The sequence below is a fragment of the Gordonia araii NBRC 100433 genome (assembly GCF_000241265.1).
Taxonomy (GTDB): domain Bacteria; phylum Actinomycetota; class Actinomycetes; order Mycobacteriales; family Mycobacteriaceae; genus Gordonia; species Gordonia araii.
Genome location: NZ_BAEE01000088.1, coordinates 19,664 through 35,973 on the forward strand (window position 1 = coordinate 19,664; position 16,310 = coordinate 35,973).

At 68.4% G+C, this 16,310-nt stretch carries 18 protein-coding genes and 4 tRNA genes; 18 read left to right on the plus strand and 4 right to left on the minus strand.

What is annotated here, in order from left to right:
- Positions 1-85 precede the first annotated feature (85 nt).
- Positions 86-487, plus strand: coding sequence for a hypothetical protein (locus tag GOARA_RS17850; protein WP_007323836.1), 402 nt, complete (start codon positions 86-88; stop codon positions 485-487).
- A 12-nt stretch (positions 488-499) separates the two neighbouring features.
- Here GOARA_RS17850 and GOARA_RS17855 read toward each other — a convergent pair whose 3' ends face one another.
- A complete protein-coding gene (locus GOARA_RS17855) occupies positions 500-1,120 on the minus strand; it encodes a class I SAM-dependent methyltransferase (RefSeq protein ID WP_007323837.1) in 621 nt (206 codons plus the stop codon).
- Between the two features lie 133 nt (positions 1,121-1,253).
- Here GOARA_RS17855 and menD point away from each other — a divergent pair, with 133 nt between their 5' ends.
- The 5 genes from menD to GOARA_RS17880 all read left to right on the plus strand — a co-directional run bounded on the left by menD (position 1,254) and on the right by GOARA_RS17880 (position 6,755).
- Entirely contained in the window at positions 1,254-2,900 is a 1,647-nt protein-coding gene (menD, locus tag GOARA_RS17860) for a 2-succinyl-5-enolpyruvyl-6-hydroxy-3-cyclohexene-1-carboxylic-acid synthase (RefSeq protein WP_007323838.1), read from the plus strand.
- Positions 2,901-2,909: 9 nt separating this feature from the next.
- The gene (locus GOARA_RS17865; protein WP_007323839.1) at positions 2,910-3,365 is read left to right on the plus strand and encodes a hypothetical protein; all 456 of its coding nucleotides are present in this window, start codon (positions 2,910-2,912) and stop codon (positions 3,363-3,365) included.
- 95 nt (positions 3,366-3,460) lie between these two features.
- Positions 3,461-4,636, plus strand: coding sequence for a glycosyltransferase family 4 protein (locus GOARA_RS17870; protein ID WP_007323840.1), 1,176 nt, complete (start codon positions 3,461-3,463; stop codon positions 4,634-4,636).
- A 68-nt stretch (positions 4,637-4,704) separates the two neighbouring features.
- Positions 4,705-5,394 (plus strand): demethylmenaquinone methyltransferase, encoded by a 690-nt coding sequence (locus tag GOARA_RS17875; RefSeq protein WP_007323841.1) that lies wholly within the window; start codon positions 4,705-4,707, stop codon positions 5,392-5,394.
- A 23-nt stretch (positions 5,395-5,417) separates the two neighbouring features.
- Positions 5,418-6,755, plus strand: a complete 1,338-nt coding sequence (locus GOARA_RS17880) for a YibE/F family protein (protein ID WP_007323842.1) — start codon at positions 5,418-5,420, stop codon at positions 6,753-6,755.
- A gap of 173 nt (positions 6,756-6,928) precedes the next feature.
- Here GOARA_RS17880 and GOARA_RS17885 read toward each other — a convergent pair whose 3' ends face one another.
- Both GOARA_RS17885 and GOARA_RS17890 read right to left on the minus strand, forming a co-directional pair.
- On the minus strand, positions 6,929-7,402 hold the full coding sequence (locus GOARA_RS17885) for an SRPBCC domain-containing protein (protein ID WP_007323843.1): 474 nt from the start codon (positions 7,400-7,402) through the stop codon (positions 6,929-6,931).
- Between the two features lie 31 nt (positions 7,403-7,433).
- Positions 7,434-8,711 (minus strand): geranylgeranyl reductase family protein, encoded by a 1,278-nt coding sequence (locus tag GOARA_RS17890; protein ID WP_007323844.1) that lies wholly within the window; start codon positions 8,709-8,711, stop codon positions 7,434-7,436.
- Positions 8,712-8,804: 93 nt separating this feature from the next.
- On the opposite strand from GOARA_RS17890, the gene GOARA_RS17895 reads away from it, so the two are divergent.
- Entirely contained in the window at positions 8,805-9,824 is a 1,020-nt protein-coding gene (locus GOARA_RS17895) for a polyprenyl synthetase family protein (protein ID WP_007323845.1), read from the plus strand.
- 139 nt (positions 9,825-9,963) lie between these two features.
- Positions 9,964-10,812, plus strand: coding sequence for a zinc metalloprotease HtpX (gene htpX, locus GOARA_RS17900; RefSeq protein WP_007323846.1), 849 nt, complete (start codon positions 9,964-9,966; stop codon positions 10,810-10,812).
- Between the two features lie 82 nt (positions 10,813-10,894).
- Here the strand turns inward: htpX and GOARA_RS17905 are convergent, their stop codons facing one another.
- A complete protein-coding gene (locus GOARA_RS17905) occupies positions 10,895-11,386 on the minus strand; it encodes a YajQ family cyclic di-GMP-binding protein (RefSeq protein ID WP_007323847.1) in 492 nt (163 codons plus the stop codon).
- A gap of 128 nt (positions 11,387-11,514) precedes the next feature.
- Here GOARA_RS17905 and GOARA_RS17910 point away from each other — a divergent pair.
- The 10 genes from GOARA_RS17910 to rplA all read left to right on the plus strand — a co-directional run bounded on the left by GOARA_RS17910 (position 11,515) and on the right by rplA (position 16,234).
- Positions 11,515-11,595, plus strand: a tRNA-Tyr gene (locus GOARA_RS17910).
- Between the two features lie 119 nt (positions 11,596-11,714).
- Positions 11,715-11,787: transfer RNA gene (locus tag GOARA_RS17915), tRNA-Thr, on the plus strand.
- A gap of 31 nt (positions 11,788-11,818) precedes the next feature.
- A tRNA-Met gene (locus GOARA_RS17920) sits at positions 11,819-11,892 on the plus strand.
- A gap of 99 nt (positions 11,893-11,991) precedes the next feature.
- Positions 11,992-12,159, plus strand: coding sequence for a 50S ribosomal protein L33 (rpmG, locus tag GOARA_RS17925; RefSeq protein WP_003929651.1), 168 nt, complete (start codon positions 11,992-11,994; stop codon positions 12,157-12,159).
- Between the two features lie 106 nt (positions 12,160-12,265).
- The gene (locus GOARA_RS17930) at positions 12,266-13,339 is read left to right on the plus strand and encodes a fused (3R)-hydroxyacyl-ACP dehydratase subunits HadA/HadB (RefSeq protein WP_007323848.1); all 1,074 of its coding nucleotides are present in this window, start codon (positions 12,266-12,268) and stop codon (positions 13,337-13,339) included.
- 152 nt (positions 13,340-13,491) lie between these two features.
- Positions 13,492-13,564 (plus strand) — tRNA-Trp (locus GOARA_RS17935).
- Between the two features lie 42 nt (positions 13,565-13,606).
- On the plus strand, positions 13,607-13,981 hold the full coding sequence (gene secE / locus GOARA_RS17940) for a preprotein translocase subunit SecE (protein ID WP_007323849.1): 375 nt from the start codon (positions 13,607-13,609) through the stop codon (positions 13,979-13,981).
- A gap of 31 nt (positions 13,982-14,012) precedes the next feature.
- Complete coding sequence (nusG, locus tag GOARA_RS17945) at positions 14,013-14,885, plus strand: transcription termination/antitermination protein NusG (RefSeq protein WP_007323850.1); 873 nt, start codon at positions 14,013-14,015, stop codon at positions 14,883-14,885.
- A 93-nt stretch (positions 14,886-14,978) separates the two neighbouring features.
- Positions 14,979-15,413, plus strand: a complete 435-nt coding sequence (gene rplK, locus GOARA_RS17950; RefSeq protein WP_007323851.1) for a 50S ribosomal protein L11 — start codon at positions 14,979-14,981, stop codon at positions 15,411-15,413.
- A 104-nt stretch (positions 15,414-15,517) separates the two neighbouring features.
- On the plus strand, positions 15,518-16,234 hold the full coding sequence (gene rplA / locus GOARA_RS17955; RefSeq protein WP_007323852.1) for a 50S ribosomal protein L1: 717 nt from the start codon (positions 15,518-15,520) through the stop codon (positions 16,232-16,234).
- Positions 16,235-16,310 lie beyond the last annotated feature (76 nt).

Consider the following 16,310-nt stretch of genomic DNA (forward strand, 5'->3'; position numbering starts at 1 on the left):
CCTACCCAGGGCGGAGTCCGCGGACCCTTCGTCATTACCTCGGACGTAATCGACATCGTTCTCCGGCCGGCGCACGCTGAGTGGCATGACTACAACACAGCGCACACCGGTTCACTCCATCACCTCCGCCATCACCCTTCGCTCGGTACTCGGCGCCGACGCCGCCGTCTCGGGCATCAACGGGATCGTCTACGTCGCCGCAGCCGCGGTCCTCGACTCGGTCCTGGGCGTCTCGGCGGCACTGCTCGTCGGGCTCGGGATCTTCCTCGTCGTCTGGGCCGCGGCGCTGGCCTACGCCGCGACCCGTGAGACCATCGCGCCGATGGCCGTCCGCGAGATCGCCGCGATCAACCTGGCGTGGGTCGCCGGTTCGATCGCCGCGTTGTTCCTGCTCGACCTCACCGTGATCGGTGTCGTCTGGTGCATCGCGCAGGCGATCGTCGTCACCGCGTTCGCCGTCCTGGCGCTGCGGATGGTCGGCGAATAGCCCGTTGTTCCGTCAGGCCGTCGCCCTGGCCACTCCGATCGACAAGGCGCCGAAGGTCTTCGGCGTCTTCGTCGCGTAGTACTGCTCGAGTTCCACGGGCGCCCACCCGCCGTCGGCGAGAAGCGTCGGAATGTCGCGGGTGAGGTGGCAGCCGCCGCCGAGGCGCTTCTGCACCGGTTCGAGGCGTCGCTGCCAGCGCCGCACCTTCTCGTCGGGGGCGCTGCCGTGTTCCAGGAAGTACAGCCGGCCGCCGGGTTTGACGACGCGGCGCAGCTCGGCGAGCGCGGCGGGCAGGTCGGGGATCGTGCACATCGTGTAGGTCGAGAGGGCGGCGTCGAAAGTGTCGTCGTCGAACGGCAGGCGCTGCCCGTCGAGGCCGCCGCGCGTGATCGGCACGGTGCTCGCGGCGACGGCGTCGGCCGCCATCGCCCACGCGGTATCCGACGGTTCGATCGCGGTCACCGACGTCACCTCGTCGGGGTAGCAGCCGACGTTGGAGCCCGAACCGAATCCGATCTCGACGACCTCGCCGCGCAAGCCGACGGTGGCTTTGCGCCGGATCTTGCGCATCGCCGGCATCCCGCAGGTGAGCGCGACGACATGCGGCAGGATGCGGTCCTCGTAGAAGCCCATGGCTCGATTGTGACCGCGTCGACGGCCGCGAACCCAGCAGTTCGGGACATTCCCGATGGCTTTCCCGGTGTCGCGTCTGTCCCGGATGGTCGGGTTTGCGGGGTCTTCGCGACGCCGTGACAGACTGGATCCCATGCCGATCAATCCGTCGACGTTGCAGGGCCGGGTCATCGTCGACGAGATGATCCGCGGCGGCGTGACCGACGCGGTGCTCTGCCCCGGGTCCCGCAACGCGCCACTGGCCTTCGCGCTGCACGCCGCCGATGCCGCCGGCCGGCTGCGGCTGCACGTGCGGATCGACGAACGGTCCGCCGGATACCTGGCACTCGGACTCGCCGTCGCGTCGAAGCGCCCGGTTCCCATCGTCTTGACCAGCGGGACGGCCGTCGCGAACGTCAGCCCGGCGGTGTTCGAGGCGAACTACGCCCGCGTGCCGCTCGTCGTGGTCAGCGCCAACCGGCCCTACGAGCTGCTCGGGTCCGGCGCCAACCAGACCGTCGAACAGTTCGGCCTCTTCGGCACCCAGGTGCGCGCGGCCATCAGCATCGGCCTCGCCGAGGACGGGGTCGACACCAACAGCCAATGGCGGTCGGCGGTCGGGCGCGTGCTCGCCGCGGCCCGCGGAGCGCGCACGGGCAACGCCGGGCCGGTCCAATTCGACATTCCGCTGCGCGAGCCGCTGGTGCCCGACCCGGCGGGAGCCGCCGACGGCGACCTGGCCGGCTTCGTCGGCCGCGCCGACGGCCAGCCGTGGACGCAGGCGCCGGCCGGCCGCCTCGACATCCCGGTGCCGATCGACCTGAGTCTCGACACCGTCGTCGTCGCCGGGCACGGTGCGGGCGCCAATCCGGAACTCGCCGGCCTGCCGACGGTCGCCGAGCCCACCGCGCCGCTTCCGGCCAACCCGCTGCACCCGCTTGCCCTGGGCGGAATCAAGCCGCAACAGGCCATCATCTGCGGCCGCCCGACCCTGCACCGAGGCGTGGCCCGCCTGCTGGCCGACCCCGACGTCCGAGTCCACGCGATCACGACCGGCCCGCGCTGGCCCGACGTCTCGGGCAACGTCTACTCGACCGGAACCCGCGCCGAACCCGCCGGTGCACCCCGTGAGGCCTGGCTGCAGGAGTGCGCGGCCGAGCACCGTCGCGCGGTGGAGGCCGTCGCCGACGTCCTCGCCACCGCTCCCCGGACCAGCGGTTTGCATGTCGCCGCGCAGGTGGCCGGCGCACTCGGGCCCGGGCGTCAGCTCTTCCTCGGCGCGTCCAACCCGATCCGCGACGTGGCGCTGGCGGGAACGCTGGTCGACGGCGTACGGGTCCTGTCGAACCGCGGTGTCGCCGGCATCGACGGCACGAACTCGACGGCCGTCGGCGCCGCCCTCGCCGGCGGACCAACGGTCGCGCTGCTAGGCGACCTCACCTTCATCCACGACATCACCGGGCTCATCATCGGGCCCGACGAGCCGCGCCCCGACGACCTGCGCATCGTCGTCGCCAACGACGACGGCGGAGGCATCTTCGGGTTGCTCGAACAGGGCGACCCCCGCTTCCAGGGCGACGCCTACGCCGGCGCGTACGAGCGGATCTTCGGAACGCCGCACCGCACCGATCTGGCGCAACTGTGCGCCGGGGTGCGTGTGGCCCACCGCCGGGTGGCTCTCGACGACGTGACCGAAGCGCTCGGCGGCCCGCCGGCCGGATTGCAGGTGCTCGAGGTGGCGACCGATCGTCGGGGCCTGCGCCACGTCCATGCCGAGATCGCCGCACGACTGAGCCGGTAGCCTGAGCCCATGAGTCTCACCGCCCAGCGCATCGTGCAGATCGCGCTGCTCGTGGTCGCGACGATTCTCACGGTCATGGCGCTGTTCCTGTTCATGGGATGCGTCAAGAACGATCGGCAGATCAACGCGAACAAGGCGACGGCGGTCGCCGAGGTGTCGTCGGCGGACCGGCTCCACGCTGCCGTGGGTTTCTTCACCCCCGACGGCAAGTTCCACAGTCCGAGGCTGGGTCTGCTCTACCCGACGGAGTTGTCGGTCGGGGAGCGGATCTCGGTGGATTACGACGCGTCGAATCCCGACGGCCTGGCGCGCCCGACCGGCCGCAGCGCCGTACTGGCGGTCATCCCGACCATGTCGATGGTGCTCGCCGTCTGGGCCGTCGTCGGAGCGATGATGCTCCTGATCGCCGAGCTGGGTCGTCGGACCCGCACGATCGAGGACGAAAGCGCTTCTGCGCCAGCGTGAATTGCGTTTCTGCGCCAGTGTGAATTGGCCGCGCGTTCACCGGGATTTCGCGTGGGCACCACCGGCGCGCCGCCGTCGCTGATGACACTGGTGTCATGCGAGTCGCCATCGTTGCCGAGAGCTTTCTGCCGCAGATCAACGGCGTGACCAACTCGGTGCTGCGCGTCGTGGAGCACCTGGAGGACCACGGACACGAAGCGCTGATCGTCGCGCCGGACACGCCGCGCGGTCAGGAGTCGGGCCCCTGCGTCGTCGGCGATCGAACGCCCGTGCGTCACGTCCCGGCCGTCATGGTGCCCGGCGTGCCGTCGCTGCCGGTCGGAGTGCCGACGCTCACCGTCTACCGGGCGCTGCGCGACTTCCAGCCCGACATCGTGCATCTGGCATCGCCGTTCGTCCTCGGCGGCGCGGGCGCCTATGCCGCTCACCGCCTGCACCTGCCGACGGTCGCGGTCTTCCAGACCGACGTGGCCGGCTTCGCCGCCAGCTATCGGGTCGACTTCGCGTCGCGCGCCGCCTGGCGCTATCTGCGAAAGCTGCACTCGGCCTGCGACCGGACGCTGGCGCCGTCGAGTTCCAGCGCCGGCGATCTGCGCGCGAACGGCGTTCCCCGCGTCCACCGGTGGGGGCGCGGAGTCGACCTGGGGCAGTTCGGCCCCGAGCACGCCGATGCCGACCTGATCGCCGGCTGGTCGGGGGCGAGCCACGACGACGACCGCGAGCGGCGGCTCATCGTCGGCTTCGTCGGGCGACTGGCGCCGGAGAAGGACGTCCACAAGCTGGCCCCGCTCGCCGACGATCCGACCGTCCAGCTCGTCATCGTCGGCGACGGACCGCAGCGCGAGAAGCTGCACGAGCAGCTGCCCGGTGCGATCTTCACCGGTGCGTTGCACGGTGCCGAGCTTGCGCGCGCCTACGCCAGTTTCGACGTGTTCGTCCACGCCGGGCGTCACGAGACCTTCTGCCAGACCGTGCAGGAGGCCATGGCGAGCGGAGTGCCGGTCATCGGTCCCGACGCCGGTGGTCCCCGCGACCTCGTCGGCCATTGCCGGACCGGATTCCTCCTCGACCCGGATCATTTCGAGGAGAAGCTGCCCGGCGCCGTCGATGCGTTGCGCGATCCGGCGATCCGGTCCAGGTTCGGCGGTTCGGCGCTGGCGTGGGTGCGTTCGCGCACGTGGCCGGCGGTGTGCGAGGAACTGTTCGGCCACTATCGCGACGTGCTCGCCGAACGCGCGGGCACCAGTGTGGACCGGCGGTTAGCCAGCTAACCGGAATCCGGCACCGTCGCCGACTGCCCGCGGGTTGTCGCCGCCGCGGCGCGGGCTACCGTTTCCCTATGAGCGACGACCGTGCCGATCTCACGAAACGTCCCGACGAAGTGGCCTCGATGTTCGACGGGGTGGCCAAGCGCTACGACCTGACGAACACGATCCTGTCTTTCGGCCAGGACCGGCGGTGGCGGGCCGCGACGCGCCGGGCGCTGGGCCTGCGCCGGGGCGAAGTCGCTCTCGACCTCGCCGCCGGGACCGCGGTGTCCACGGTGGAACTCGGCAAGTCGGGAGCCGTGGTGATCGCCGCGGACTTCTCGCTCGGCATGCTCAAGGCGGGCGCGCAGCGCGATGTGCCCAAGGTGGCCGCCGACGCGCTGGCGCTGCCGTTCGACGATGACTCCTTCGACGCCGCCACCATCTCCTTCGGCCTGCGTAACGTCAACGACGTCGGCCTGGCGCTTCGAGAGCTGCGACGGGTCCTGCGGCCGGGCGGCCGCATGGTGATCTGCGAGTTCTCGACGCCCACCTGGGGTCCGTTCCGCACGGTGTACATGGAGTACCTGATGCGGGCGCTTCCCGAGGTCGCCACGCGCGTCGCCAGCAACCCCGCCGCCTACGTGTACCTCGCCGAGTCCATCCGCGATTGGCCCGATCAGGCGGGCCTGGCGGCGATGATCGCCGACGCCGGATTCCGGGGCGTGCACTGGCACAACCTCTCCGGCGGGATTGCCGCCCTGCACAGCGGCATCAAATAGCGGGACCAAGTAGCGTTGCCGTCGTGACCAACCGTGACAGCGCCTCGCCGGGACATCACCATCACCACGGGGCGACGGGACCCGTGCCCCTGGGCGCTGCCGCGCGGTGGGTCGTCATCGCCGTGCTCGGTTTGGCCGCGGTCGTCGTGACCATCGGCATGGCGGTGTTGTGGCCCTCGTCCTCGGACGACCACCCGATCCCGGTGCAGTTCCGTTCCGCCGACGGCGGGCCGATCCGCACCGAGACCGCCGTCGTCGTCGCCCAGGCCCGTGCCGACTGCCAGCATCCGCTGATCGGCATGGCACTGCCGCAAGGGTCGCTGGAGGTGCCGTCGGCGCCCGACGGTCCGTGCCTGGCGACGACGGTCCGCCTGGAAAGCGGGGAGAACAAGGGCAAGGTCGTTCTGCTGCAGATCCCGACCAATCGCGCGCAGTCGGGAGACGGCCCGGGCCAGCCGGCCGTCGACCCGGCGACCGCCGACGATCCGCAACCCGGCCAGCCGACCTTGCGCGTCGGCGACACCGTCCGGGTCAGCATCCTGCCCGGCGTCGACGGGGCGCCGCGCTACAACTTCTACGATTTCGCCCGCGGCCCGTCGATCATCGTGTGGGCGATCTTGTTCGTGCTGGCCGTCATCCTCGCCGCTTCGTGGAAGGGGCTACGGTCGATCATCGGCCTGGTGTTCGCGTTCGCGGTGCTCGGAGCTTTCACGCTGCCGTCGATCCTCGAGGGTCATTCGCCGGTGGCCGTCGCGGTCACCTCGTCGGCACTCATCCTGTTCGTCGTGCTGTATCTCGCGCACGGCGTCAGCATGCGCACCTCGGCAGCGCTGGTGGGCACGCTGGTGTCGCTGATGTTCGCCGGGGTGTTGAGCTGGCTGGCGATCAACACGATGCGCATCGCCGGACTCTCCGGCGATCAGGCGATGAGCCTGCAGCTCTACCAGGGCACGATCTCGATGAGCGGGCTGTTGCTGGCCGGATTCATCATCGGCGCGCTCGGCGTCCTCAACGACGTGACGATCACCCAGGCGTCGGCGACCTTCGAACTGGCCGAGGCGGGCGAGCCGTCGAGGATGGCGACGTTCCGCGCCGGGATGCGCGTCGGCCGCGACCATATCGCGAGCACCGTCTACACCCTGGTGTTCGCGTATGCGGGCAGTGCGCTGCCGCTGCTGCTGCTGTTCTCGGTCGCGTCGCAGCCCTTCGGGATCCTGGTCACCACCGATCAGGTGGCGATCGAGCTAGCCCGCGCTTTCGTCGGCGGCATAGCGATAGCGCTGTCGGTTCCGCTCACCACCGGTGTCGCCGCGGCGCTGGTCACCATTCGGCCGCGAACGGTCGCGGCTCAACCTGCCTGACCGCCGCCGGCCCCGCCGACCGTGCCCACATTTCCGCCGACCGTGCCCACATTTCCGCCGACCGTGCCCAGTTTCGCGCCGACCGTGCCCACATTTCCGCCGACCGTGCCCACATTTCCGCCGACCGTGCCCAGTTTCGCGCCGACCGTGCCCAGTTTCGCGCCGACCGTGCCTTAGTGCCCCGACCCACGTAGCGCGACGGTCTCGAGTCGCTCCAGCAACTGCCTGGCTCCGTCGGCGGCCCGGAAATCCTCCAGATGGCGCCGACGGTCCTCCGCCGACGAGTAGTACGACCGGAGGGTCACGAGCGTTCGCGGCGGGTCACCCACCCCGCCCTCGATCGCCACGACCGACCGCGACGGCGCCAGACCGTGCTCCGGCGACCCCTGGTGCACGTAGACGGCGCGACGGCCCGGCTCGACGTCGTCGAAGACGTACCGGTTCGTGAACTCGCTGCCGTCCGGGCCGCGCATGACCACGTCGAATCGTCCGCCGTCACGCACGTCGAGTTCGCGGACATCGCTGGTGAATCCGTCGGGTCCCCACCACAGGGCGATGGCTGCAGGGGCGGTCCATGCCGCCCAGATCTGCTCGGGCGTCGCGGCCATCGTCCGTTCGACGGTCAGGTCGGGCTCGTGCGTTGTCACACCGCGATCTAACCATCGGGTGTCGGCGCGCTCAGCGAAACGGCGGCCGCTCGTCGACCCGTACCGACAGCCGCCCGGCGGTGCGCCATGCTCGTGCGACGAAATCGGCATCCTCGTCGGTGATGAGGTTGCCCATGACGCGCACGACCATCGACATCAACCGTCCCGACCGCAGGCCCGGTCGTCCCAGCACTGGCACCGCCTTGGGCACCGTCAGTACCGCGGCGAGCCGGCGTGCTGCGGAGAAGGCCAGCGCGTAGTGTTCGGTCAGCAGGTCCGGCCAGCGGTCGGTGAAATCGGCGGAACCGCCACCGTCGACGATCAGCTCGACGGCCAGCCGTGCGGTTTCCAGCCCGTAGTCGATGCCCTCGCCGTTGAGCGGGTTGACGCACGCCGCGGCGTCGCCGATCAGCATCCAGTTGCGGCCCGCGACGCCGCTCACGGCACCGCCCATCGGCAGCAACGCCGAGGTGAGGCGCTGCGGCTCGCCGCTGATCTGCCAGTCGTCGCGCACCATGTCGGCGTAGTGCCGCAACGTCGGACGCAACTCCACATGTGCCGGCCGCTTGGCCGTCGCGAGCGCACCGACCCCGACATTCAGCTGACCGCGGCCGAGCGGGAACACCCAGCCGTATCCGGGCAGCAGCGTGCCGTCGGCGCCGCGCAACTCCAGGTGCGAGCCCATCCACGTATCGTCGGCCCGTCCCGACGATACGTACGCGCGCCCGGCAACGCCGTACGCGGTGTCGCGGTGCCACTGCCGACCGAGGACCTTGCCCAGCCCCGACCGCACGCCGTCGGCGACGATCACCGTCGATGCCCTGATCTCACGGCGCCCGTCGGGGCCGTCGATGACGACAGCGCCGATCCGGTCGCCGTCCCACGTCACGTCGACGGCCTTGCTGCCCAGCACCATTCGCGCGCCCGCCGCCTGCGCGAAGGCGCGGATCTCCTCGTCGAGCTCGACGCGCGTGACGGCGCTTCCGTACTCGGCGAAGCGCTTGCCCGGCCACAGGACGCGCTGGTCGGTGCCCCAGCCGTGCAGGTGCAGTCCGACGATGTGCGGCCGGTCGGCGAGGTAGTCCCCCAGACCCAGGTCGATGAGTTCGGTGACCGCGCGCGGCGTGAGGCCGTCGCCGCAGGTCTTGTCGCGCGGAAACGTCGCCATGTCGAGCAGGGTGACGTCGCGCCCGCGGCGGGCGGCGTGCGCGGCGGCGGCCGACCCCGCCGGGCCTGCGCCGACGACGAGAATGTCGGTGCTGTCGGGGGCAGGCGTCGCGGCTGGACCGCCGTCGGTGGGATAGCTCACCCGACCAGTATCTCCCGGGCCGCAGTCGGCTACGCTCAGCGAGTCGGCGCGACCGCGCCCGACTCCGCAGACGCTGTGCAGGTGCATTCATTCGTGAAGTCGACTATCGCCGGGTTGAATCTGGGTTCCGACGACTTTTCGCTCGCCGTGAAGTCCTCGTTGGCGCAGGTCGAGGATCTGCTGCTCGCCGAGCTCTCCTCCGGCGACGACCTGTTGACCGAGGCCGCGACTCATCTCGCCAAGGCCGGCGGCAAACGCTTCCGGCCGATGTTCGCGATCCTCGCCGCGCAGTTCGGCCCACGCCCTGACGCCTCGGAGGTCATCACGGCGGCGACCGTCGTCGAAATGATCCATCTCGCGACGCTCTACCACGACGACGTCATGGACGAGGCTCCCGTTCGACGCGGAGCACCCTCCGCCAACGCGCGCTGGACCAACTCGATCGCCATCCTCTCCGGCGACTTCCTCTTCGCCCGCGCCTCGCGCCTGGTGTCGACGCTGGGCCCGGAGTCGGTGCTCATCATCGCCGACACCTTCGCCGAACTGGTCACCGGTCAGATGCGCGAAACAGTCGGCGTCGTCAAGGGTGCCGACCCCATCGAGCACTACCTGAAGGTCGTGTGGGAGAAGACCGGCTCGCTGATCTCCGCCGCCGGGCGTTTCGGAGCGATGACCGCACAAGCGGATGCCGAGACGATCGAGCGACTCGCCCGGCTCGGTGACGTCATCGGCACCGCGTTCCAGGTCTCCGACGACATCATCGACATCGCGTCGGTGACCGACGACTCCGGCAAGACACCGGGCACCGACCTGCGCGAAGGCGTGCACACCCTGCCGGTCCTCTACGCGCTCACCGACGACGGGGAGACGTCGGCGCGGTTGCGCGAACTCCTCGTCGACCCGGCCTCCGGTGCACCGCGGCCCCTCGTCGACGACGGCGAGGTCGACGAGGCGCTCGACCTGTTGCGGTCGTCGCCGGGAATGGAAGCCGCACACGCGAAACTGCGCGAGTACCTGGCGACCGCGCAGGAAGACCTTGCCGAGTTGCCCGCCGGGCCGGCTCGCGATGCGCTGGCCGATCTGGCCGCCTACACGATCGAACGCACCGGATAGCGTCGGTCGCTCGCCCAACTCCCTTGTGCCGTCCGGTTTGTGCGGCTTGCCGGGAACGATCCGGACTCGTTCGGCGTTTGGCAATATGCAATGGTAAGGCCGTGCTTGGCGGCCGACGGGTCCCAGAATGAGGTGGGCTATGCAATTGAACGGGCTGAAAACGGCTGCGCTGTTGGGCCTGATGTCGGCGATCATCGTCGGCATCGGTGCGATGTTCGGCAGGACCGCGCTGGTCATCTCGATCCTGCTCGCGGTCGCGACCAACGCTTACGTCTACTTCAATTCGGCCAAGCTCGCGCTGCGTTCGATGCACGCCCAGCCGGTGACCGAGGTCGAGGCGCCGGAGCTGTACCGGATCGTCCGGGAGCTGGCGACCGAGGCAAAGCAGCCGATGCCGGCGCTCTACATCAGTCCCACCGAGTCGCCGAACGCGTTCGCGACGGGCCGCAACCCGAAGAACGCCGCCGTGTGCTGTACCGCGGGCATCATGCGCCTGCTCAACGAGCGTGAGCTGCGCGCGGTGCTCGGCCACGAGCTGTCCCACGTCTACAACCGCGACATCCTGATCTCGTCGGTCGCCGGCGCGATGGCCGCGATCATCACCGGCCTCGCGCACATGGCCATGTGGTTCGGCGGCGGCAACCGCGACGGTGGGCCCGGTCTCCTCGCGATTCTGGCGATGACGTTGCTCGGCCCGCTGGCGGCGACGGTGATCAAGATGGCCGTCTCGCGGTCACGTGAATACCAGGCCGACGAGTCCGGTGCCGAGCTGACCAAGGACCCGCTGGCGCTGGCCTCGGCGCTGGCGAAGATCTCCGGCGGGATCGATCAGGCCCCGCTGCCGCCCGAGCCGCAGCTCGAGTCGCAGGCGCACATGATGATCGAGAACCCGTTCCGCGGCGGCGGCATACAGAAGATGTTCTCGACGCACCCGCCCACCGCCGACCGCATCGCGCGGTTGCAGGAGATGGCACGCAGGGGCGTCTGACTAAAAGGTGCCCACTCGGCGGGGGTGAGGTGCCCACTCGGCGTGGGTGGGGTGCCCACTCGGCGGTGAGGCCGGGGGCGGGTTAGCGGTAGTTGACGAACTGCAGCGCGATGTCGAGGTCGGAACCCTTCAGCAGGGCGATGACGGCCTGCAGGTCGTCGCGCTTCTTGCTCGACACGCGGACCTCGTCGCCCTGAATCTGCGCCTTGACGCCCTTCGGCCCCTCGTCGCGGATGATCTTGGTGATCTTCTTCGCGTGCTCGGAGTCGATGCCCTGTTTGAGGGTGCCGCTGATCTTGAAGGTCTTTCCCGACGCGGCCGGCTCACCGGCCTCGAAGGCCTTAAGCGAGATGTCGCGACGGATGAGCTTCTCCTGGAAGACGCCGAGCGCCGCCTGGGCCCGCTCCTCGGCGTCGGAAGTGATGACGATCGCTTCGTCGCCGGACCACTCGATGCCGGTGTTGGTGCCGCGGAAGTCGTAGCGCTGCGACAGTTCCTTCGCGGCCTGGTTGAGGGCGTTGTCGACCTCCTGGCGGTCGATCTTGCTCACCACGTCGAAAGATGAATCAGCCATGGCCACAGCGTAGCCGTTGCCGACGGGCGGCTCGGCAGTGACCAGCCGGTTTGCGCTGGGCCCGGGGAGGCGTTGTATTCTTTGCGGCGTTGCCCTTCGTCGCTGCGCCAAGCGCGGGGGAGTGCAAAGGCAGGTTGCCCGAGCGGCCAAAGGGAGCGGATTGTAAATCCGTCGCGCAAGCTACATAGGTTCGAATCCTATACCTGCCACGACGTGGAGTTTCACCCTCGAGGGCGACCGTCGACCAGCGATTTGGCCGACCGGGTTGCCGGTGTGTAACCTCGTCATGTTGTCCGATGATCGGGCCCACCCGGCCGCGGATGACGACGCCCCCTTAGCTCAGTCGGTAGAGCGTTTCCATGGTAAGGAAAAGGTCGACGGTTCGATTCCGTCAGGGGGCTCGCTGGACCCGGTCGACGAATCGGTCCGCGCGGCGGTGTAGCTCAGCTGGTTAGAGCGCACGACTCATAATCGTGAGGTCGGGGGATCGAGTCCCCCCACCGCTACACATCGGAATCGGCGGCCGCCGGTTCCGAGAACCAAGGGCCCGGCGCCGGTCTCACGGCCGCCGCCGAGCGCGAGTACCACCGAAAGAAGGCAACGACGTGGCCTCCTCGACTGACGTTCGCCCCAAGATCACCTTGGCGTGCGAGGTGTGCAAGCACCGCAACTACATCACCAAGAAGAACCGTCGGAACGACCCCGACCGCTTGGAGATCAAGAAGTTCTGCCCCAACTGCGGCAAGCATCAGGCGCACAAAGAGTCGCGCTAAACGCAACGGGGGGCACCGGGAACGGTGCCCCTTCGTTTTGGTGCGGTCGCGGCGATGCGACCGCACTCTTGGCCATCTTCGCTATCACTAGGCAGGTGTGTGACAGGTGTTTTCCGGATCTGATTCCAGCGAGAAGCCCGCGTCGGCGTTGTCGGCCGACGAGCTCGCCGCTCGCACGGCCGGACTCGTCGGCTACCACTACACGGTCGACGACTACTACCAGGTCGGCCGCGAAGAGGTCCGCAAGCACGCCACCGCCGTGCAGACCGCGCACCCGACGCACTGGAACGAGGACAAGGCCCGCGAGTACGGGCACGACACGCTGATCGCCGCTCCGACCTTCGTCTCGGTCTTCGGCATCACCGCTCAGCGCTTCCTCTTCGAAGAGGTCGTCATGGGCTACGACCTGTGGCAGATCATGCAGACCGATCAGCGCCTGATCTACCACCAGCCGATGAAGGTCGGCGACCAGCTCATCTGCGACGTCTCGCTGGAATCGTTCCGCCACCTGAGCAGCCCCGAGACGCTCGACATGATGGTCAGCAAGAACGTCATCTGGAACCAGCACGACGAGCCCGTCATGACCACCTACACGTCGTTGGTGGCCCGCACCGGCGTGGAGGTCGACCCGGCACTGGTCGACTCGCTCGACCACGTGATGATGAAGGTCGACGAGTTCGGCAAGCCGGCCAAGACCGTCAACCGCCCGCCGGCTAGCAAGGACCAGCCCGATCCCACCGAGTCGCCCAAGGCGTACTCGGCGATCAACTTCGATTCGCTGTCGGTGGGGCAGGAACTCGAGCCGAAGACCTTCCTGCTGACCCGCGGCAACCTCGTCAACTACGCGGGAGTCGTCGGCGACCCCAACCCGATCCACTTCTCCGACGAGGTGGTCAAGGCGGCCGGCCTCGACGGTGTGGTCGCCCACGGAATGCAGACGATGGGTCTGGGCGCGACCTACGTCTCCGAGTTCATCGGCGACCCGGCCGCCTTCTGCGAGTACAACGTGCGGTTCACCGCGCCGGTCTACGTGCCGGCCGACGGTAGCGCGGAGGTCGACTTCACCGCCAAGATCAAGTCGCTGGACCCGGAGACGCGCAAGGGCACGATCGCGCTGGTCGCCAAGCAGGGCGAGAAGAAGATCTTCGGTCGCGCGACCGTCGTCGTACAGTTCAACTGACGTGCGGGACCGTGGCCGCCGATAGCGATTGGTGCCAGACACCGCCGGTGCTCTACACTGAAGTGTCAGATTGATTCTTGACTTGCGCGCCGCCCAATAGGGTGGCGCGTTGGTCTTGTTCGGGTCAATCGACGTGACCGACCCGGTCACAAAGGGGCGTAGCTCAACTGGCAGAGCAGCGGTCTCCAAAACCGCAGGTTGCAGGTTCAAGTCCTGTCGCCCCTGCCCTGGATTGCCAGGGCCATCGGATACGAGAGGACTCGAAAGTTGAGCAAGCGCGATCGAGCTGCCAAGAGCAAGGCAAAGGCCGACGACGTGGTTGACGACGCAGCTGACGCCGCCGTCGACACGCTCGACGATGCCGAGTTGCGGCCGACCGGCAAGCGCGCCGGCACGTCGCGCCGCGCACGCGCCGAGAAGTCTTCCGCCTCCGAGACGGCCACCCGCCGCAATCCGTTCGCCGCGATCTGGACGTTCCTGACGCAGGTCGTCGCGGAGATGAAGAAGGTCATCTGGCCGACTCGCCGCGAGTCGATCATTTTCACGATCATCGTGCTGATCTTCATCGTCATCTTCACCGCGTTCATCACGGGTCTCGACATCGGCTTCGCCAAGCTGGTGCTGTGGATCTTCGGCGACTAGTACAGACACCAATCCAAAGGAGCATCGGGCTGTGACCACCCCCGAGAACGAGATCGAATCAACCGAGGACACCACCTCGGCGGTGGAGGCCACCCCGGAGACCGACGTCGTCGAGTCCGACGCCGTGGATTCGGTCGTCGAGACCGACACCGAGGACGACGTCGTCGTCGAATCCGACGAGTCGGAGACGGCTGAGGAAGCCGAGGACACCGCCGATGCCGACGCGACCGACGAGACTGCCTCCGACGACGAGACTCCGTCCGACGACGAGACTCCCGCCGAGGAGGACCCGGCCGAGGCGATGCGCCGACAGCTGCGGTTCGCGCCCGGCGACTGGTACGTGATCCACTCCTACGCCGGTTACGAGAACAAGGTGAAGGCCAACCTCGAGACCCGCGTGCAGAACCTGGATCTGGAGGAGTACATCTTCCAGGTCGAGGTGCCGACCGAAGAGGTCACCGAGATCAAGAACGGCCAGCCGAAGAAGGTCAACCGCAAGGTGCTGCCCGGCTACATCCTGGTCCGGATGGATCTCAACGACGAGTCGTGGGGCGCCGTGCGCAACACCCCCGGCGTCACCGGCTTCGTCGGTCTGACGTCGCGGCCGTCGCCGCTGACCCTCGACGAGGTGCTCAAGTTCCTGGTGCCGCGCACCGAGCCGAAGAAGGCCGCCTCCACGAAGGGTGGCGCCGACGTCGCAGCTGCCGCGGCCGCGGCCACCGCTCCGATCGAGGTCGACTTCGAGGTCGGCGAGTCGGTCACCGTCATGGACGGCCCGTTCGCGACCCTGCCAGCGTCGATCAGCGAGGTCAACGCCGAGCAGCGCAAGGTCAAGGTGCTCGTGTCGATCTTCGGCCGCGAGACGCCGGTCGAGCTCGGCTTCAACCAGGTCGAGAAGATTTAACGACGACGAGCCGGCGCGGCGACCGCGCCCTCGTCGCAACAGACTTCCGCGTATCCAGCGTGCGCGGATGAGGAAAGAAAAAGGACAAAGAGGATGCCTCCCAAGAAGAAGAAGATCGCCGGGATCATCAAGCTCCAGATCCAGGCGGGCCAGGCCAATCCGGCTCCGCCGGTGGGTCCGGCGCTGGGTCAGCACAGCGTGAACATCATGGAGTTCTGCAAGGCCTACAACGCGGCGACTGAGAATCAGCGCGGCAATGTGGTGCCGGTCGAGATCTTCGTGTACGAAGACCGCTCGTTTGACTTCAAGCTGAAGACCCCGCCTGCCGCCAAGCTGCTGTTGAAGGCCGCTGGTCTGCAGAAGGGCTCCGGCGAGCCGCATGTGAACAAGGTCGGCAAGGTCACCATGGACCAGGTCCGTGAGATCGCCAAGACCAAGGCCGAGGATCTCAACGCCAACGACATCGATCAGGCAGCGAAGATCATCGCCGGTACCGCCCGCTCCATGGGCATCACCGTCGAAGGCTGACGAAACACCACGCGCCGTCTAGCTGACGGCGCACACCACCGTGGGAGGGCCGGCTCGGCCCATCAACCACCAACCCGGACATCGTCCGGAGAAGGAACAGAGCAATGGCACAACGAAGCAAGGCTTACCGCGCCGCAGCGGAGAAGGTCGACAAGGAGAATCTGTACAGCCCGCTGGAGGCTGCTCAGCTCGCCAAGGACACCTCGTCCAAGAACACCGATTCCACCGTCGAGGTCGCCATCCGGCTCGGCGTCGACCCCCGCAAGGCCGATCAGCTGGTCCGCGGCACCGTCAACCTGCCGCACGGCACCGGTAAGACGGCGCGCGTGATCGTGTTCGCCGCCGGTGACAAGGCCACCGAGGCCGCCGCGGCCGGTGCCGACGAGGTGGGCGCCGAGGACCTGATCGAGAAGATCAGCGGCGGCTGGCTGGAGTTCGACGCGGCGATCGCCACCCCGGACCAGATGGCGAAGGTCGGTCGTATCGCCCGTGTCCTGGGTCCGCGCGGCCTGATGCCGAACCCGAAGACCGGCACGGTGACTACCGACGTCACCAAGGCGGTCAACGACATCAAGGGCGGCAAGATCAACTTCCGCGTCGACAAGGCAGCCAACCTGCACTTCGTCATCGGCAAGGCGTCGTTCTCCGCCGAGCAGCTCGCCGAGAACTACGGCGCGGCGTTCGACGAGATCATGCGTGCGAAGCCCTCGGCGGCCAAGGGGCGATACGTCAAGAAGGTCACCGTCTCCACGACGACGGGCCCGGGCATCCCGGTCGACCCGCAGGTGACGCGCAACTTCGCCGAGACCGCGCAGGCGTAGGTCTCCGCAAACCCAACGCAACGGGACAAACCCCACACCGAAACGGTGTGGGGTTTGTCCGTTCTGCGGGGTTCGC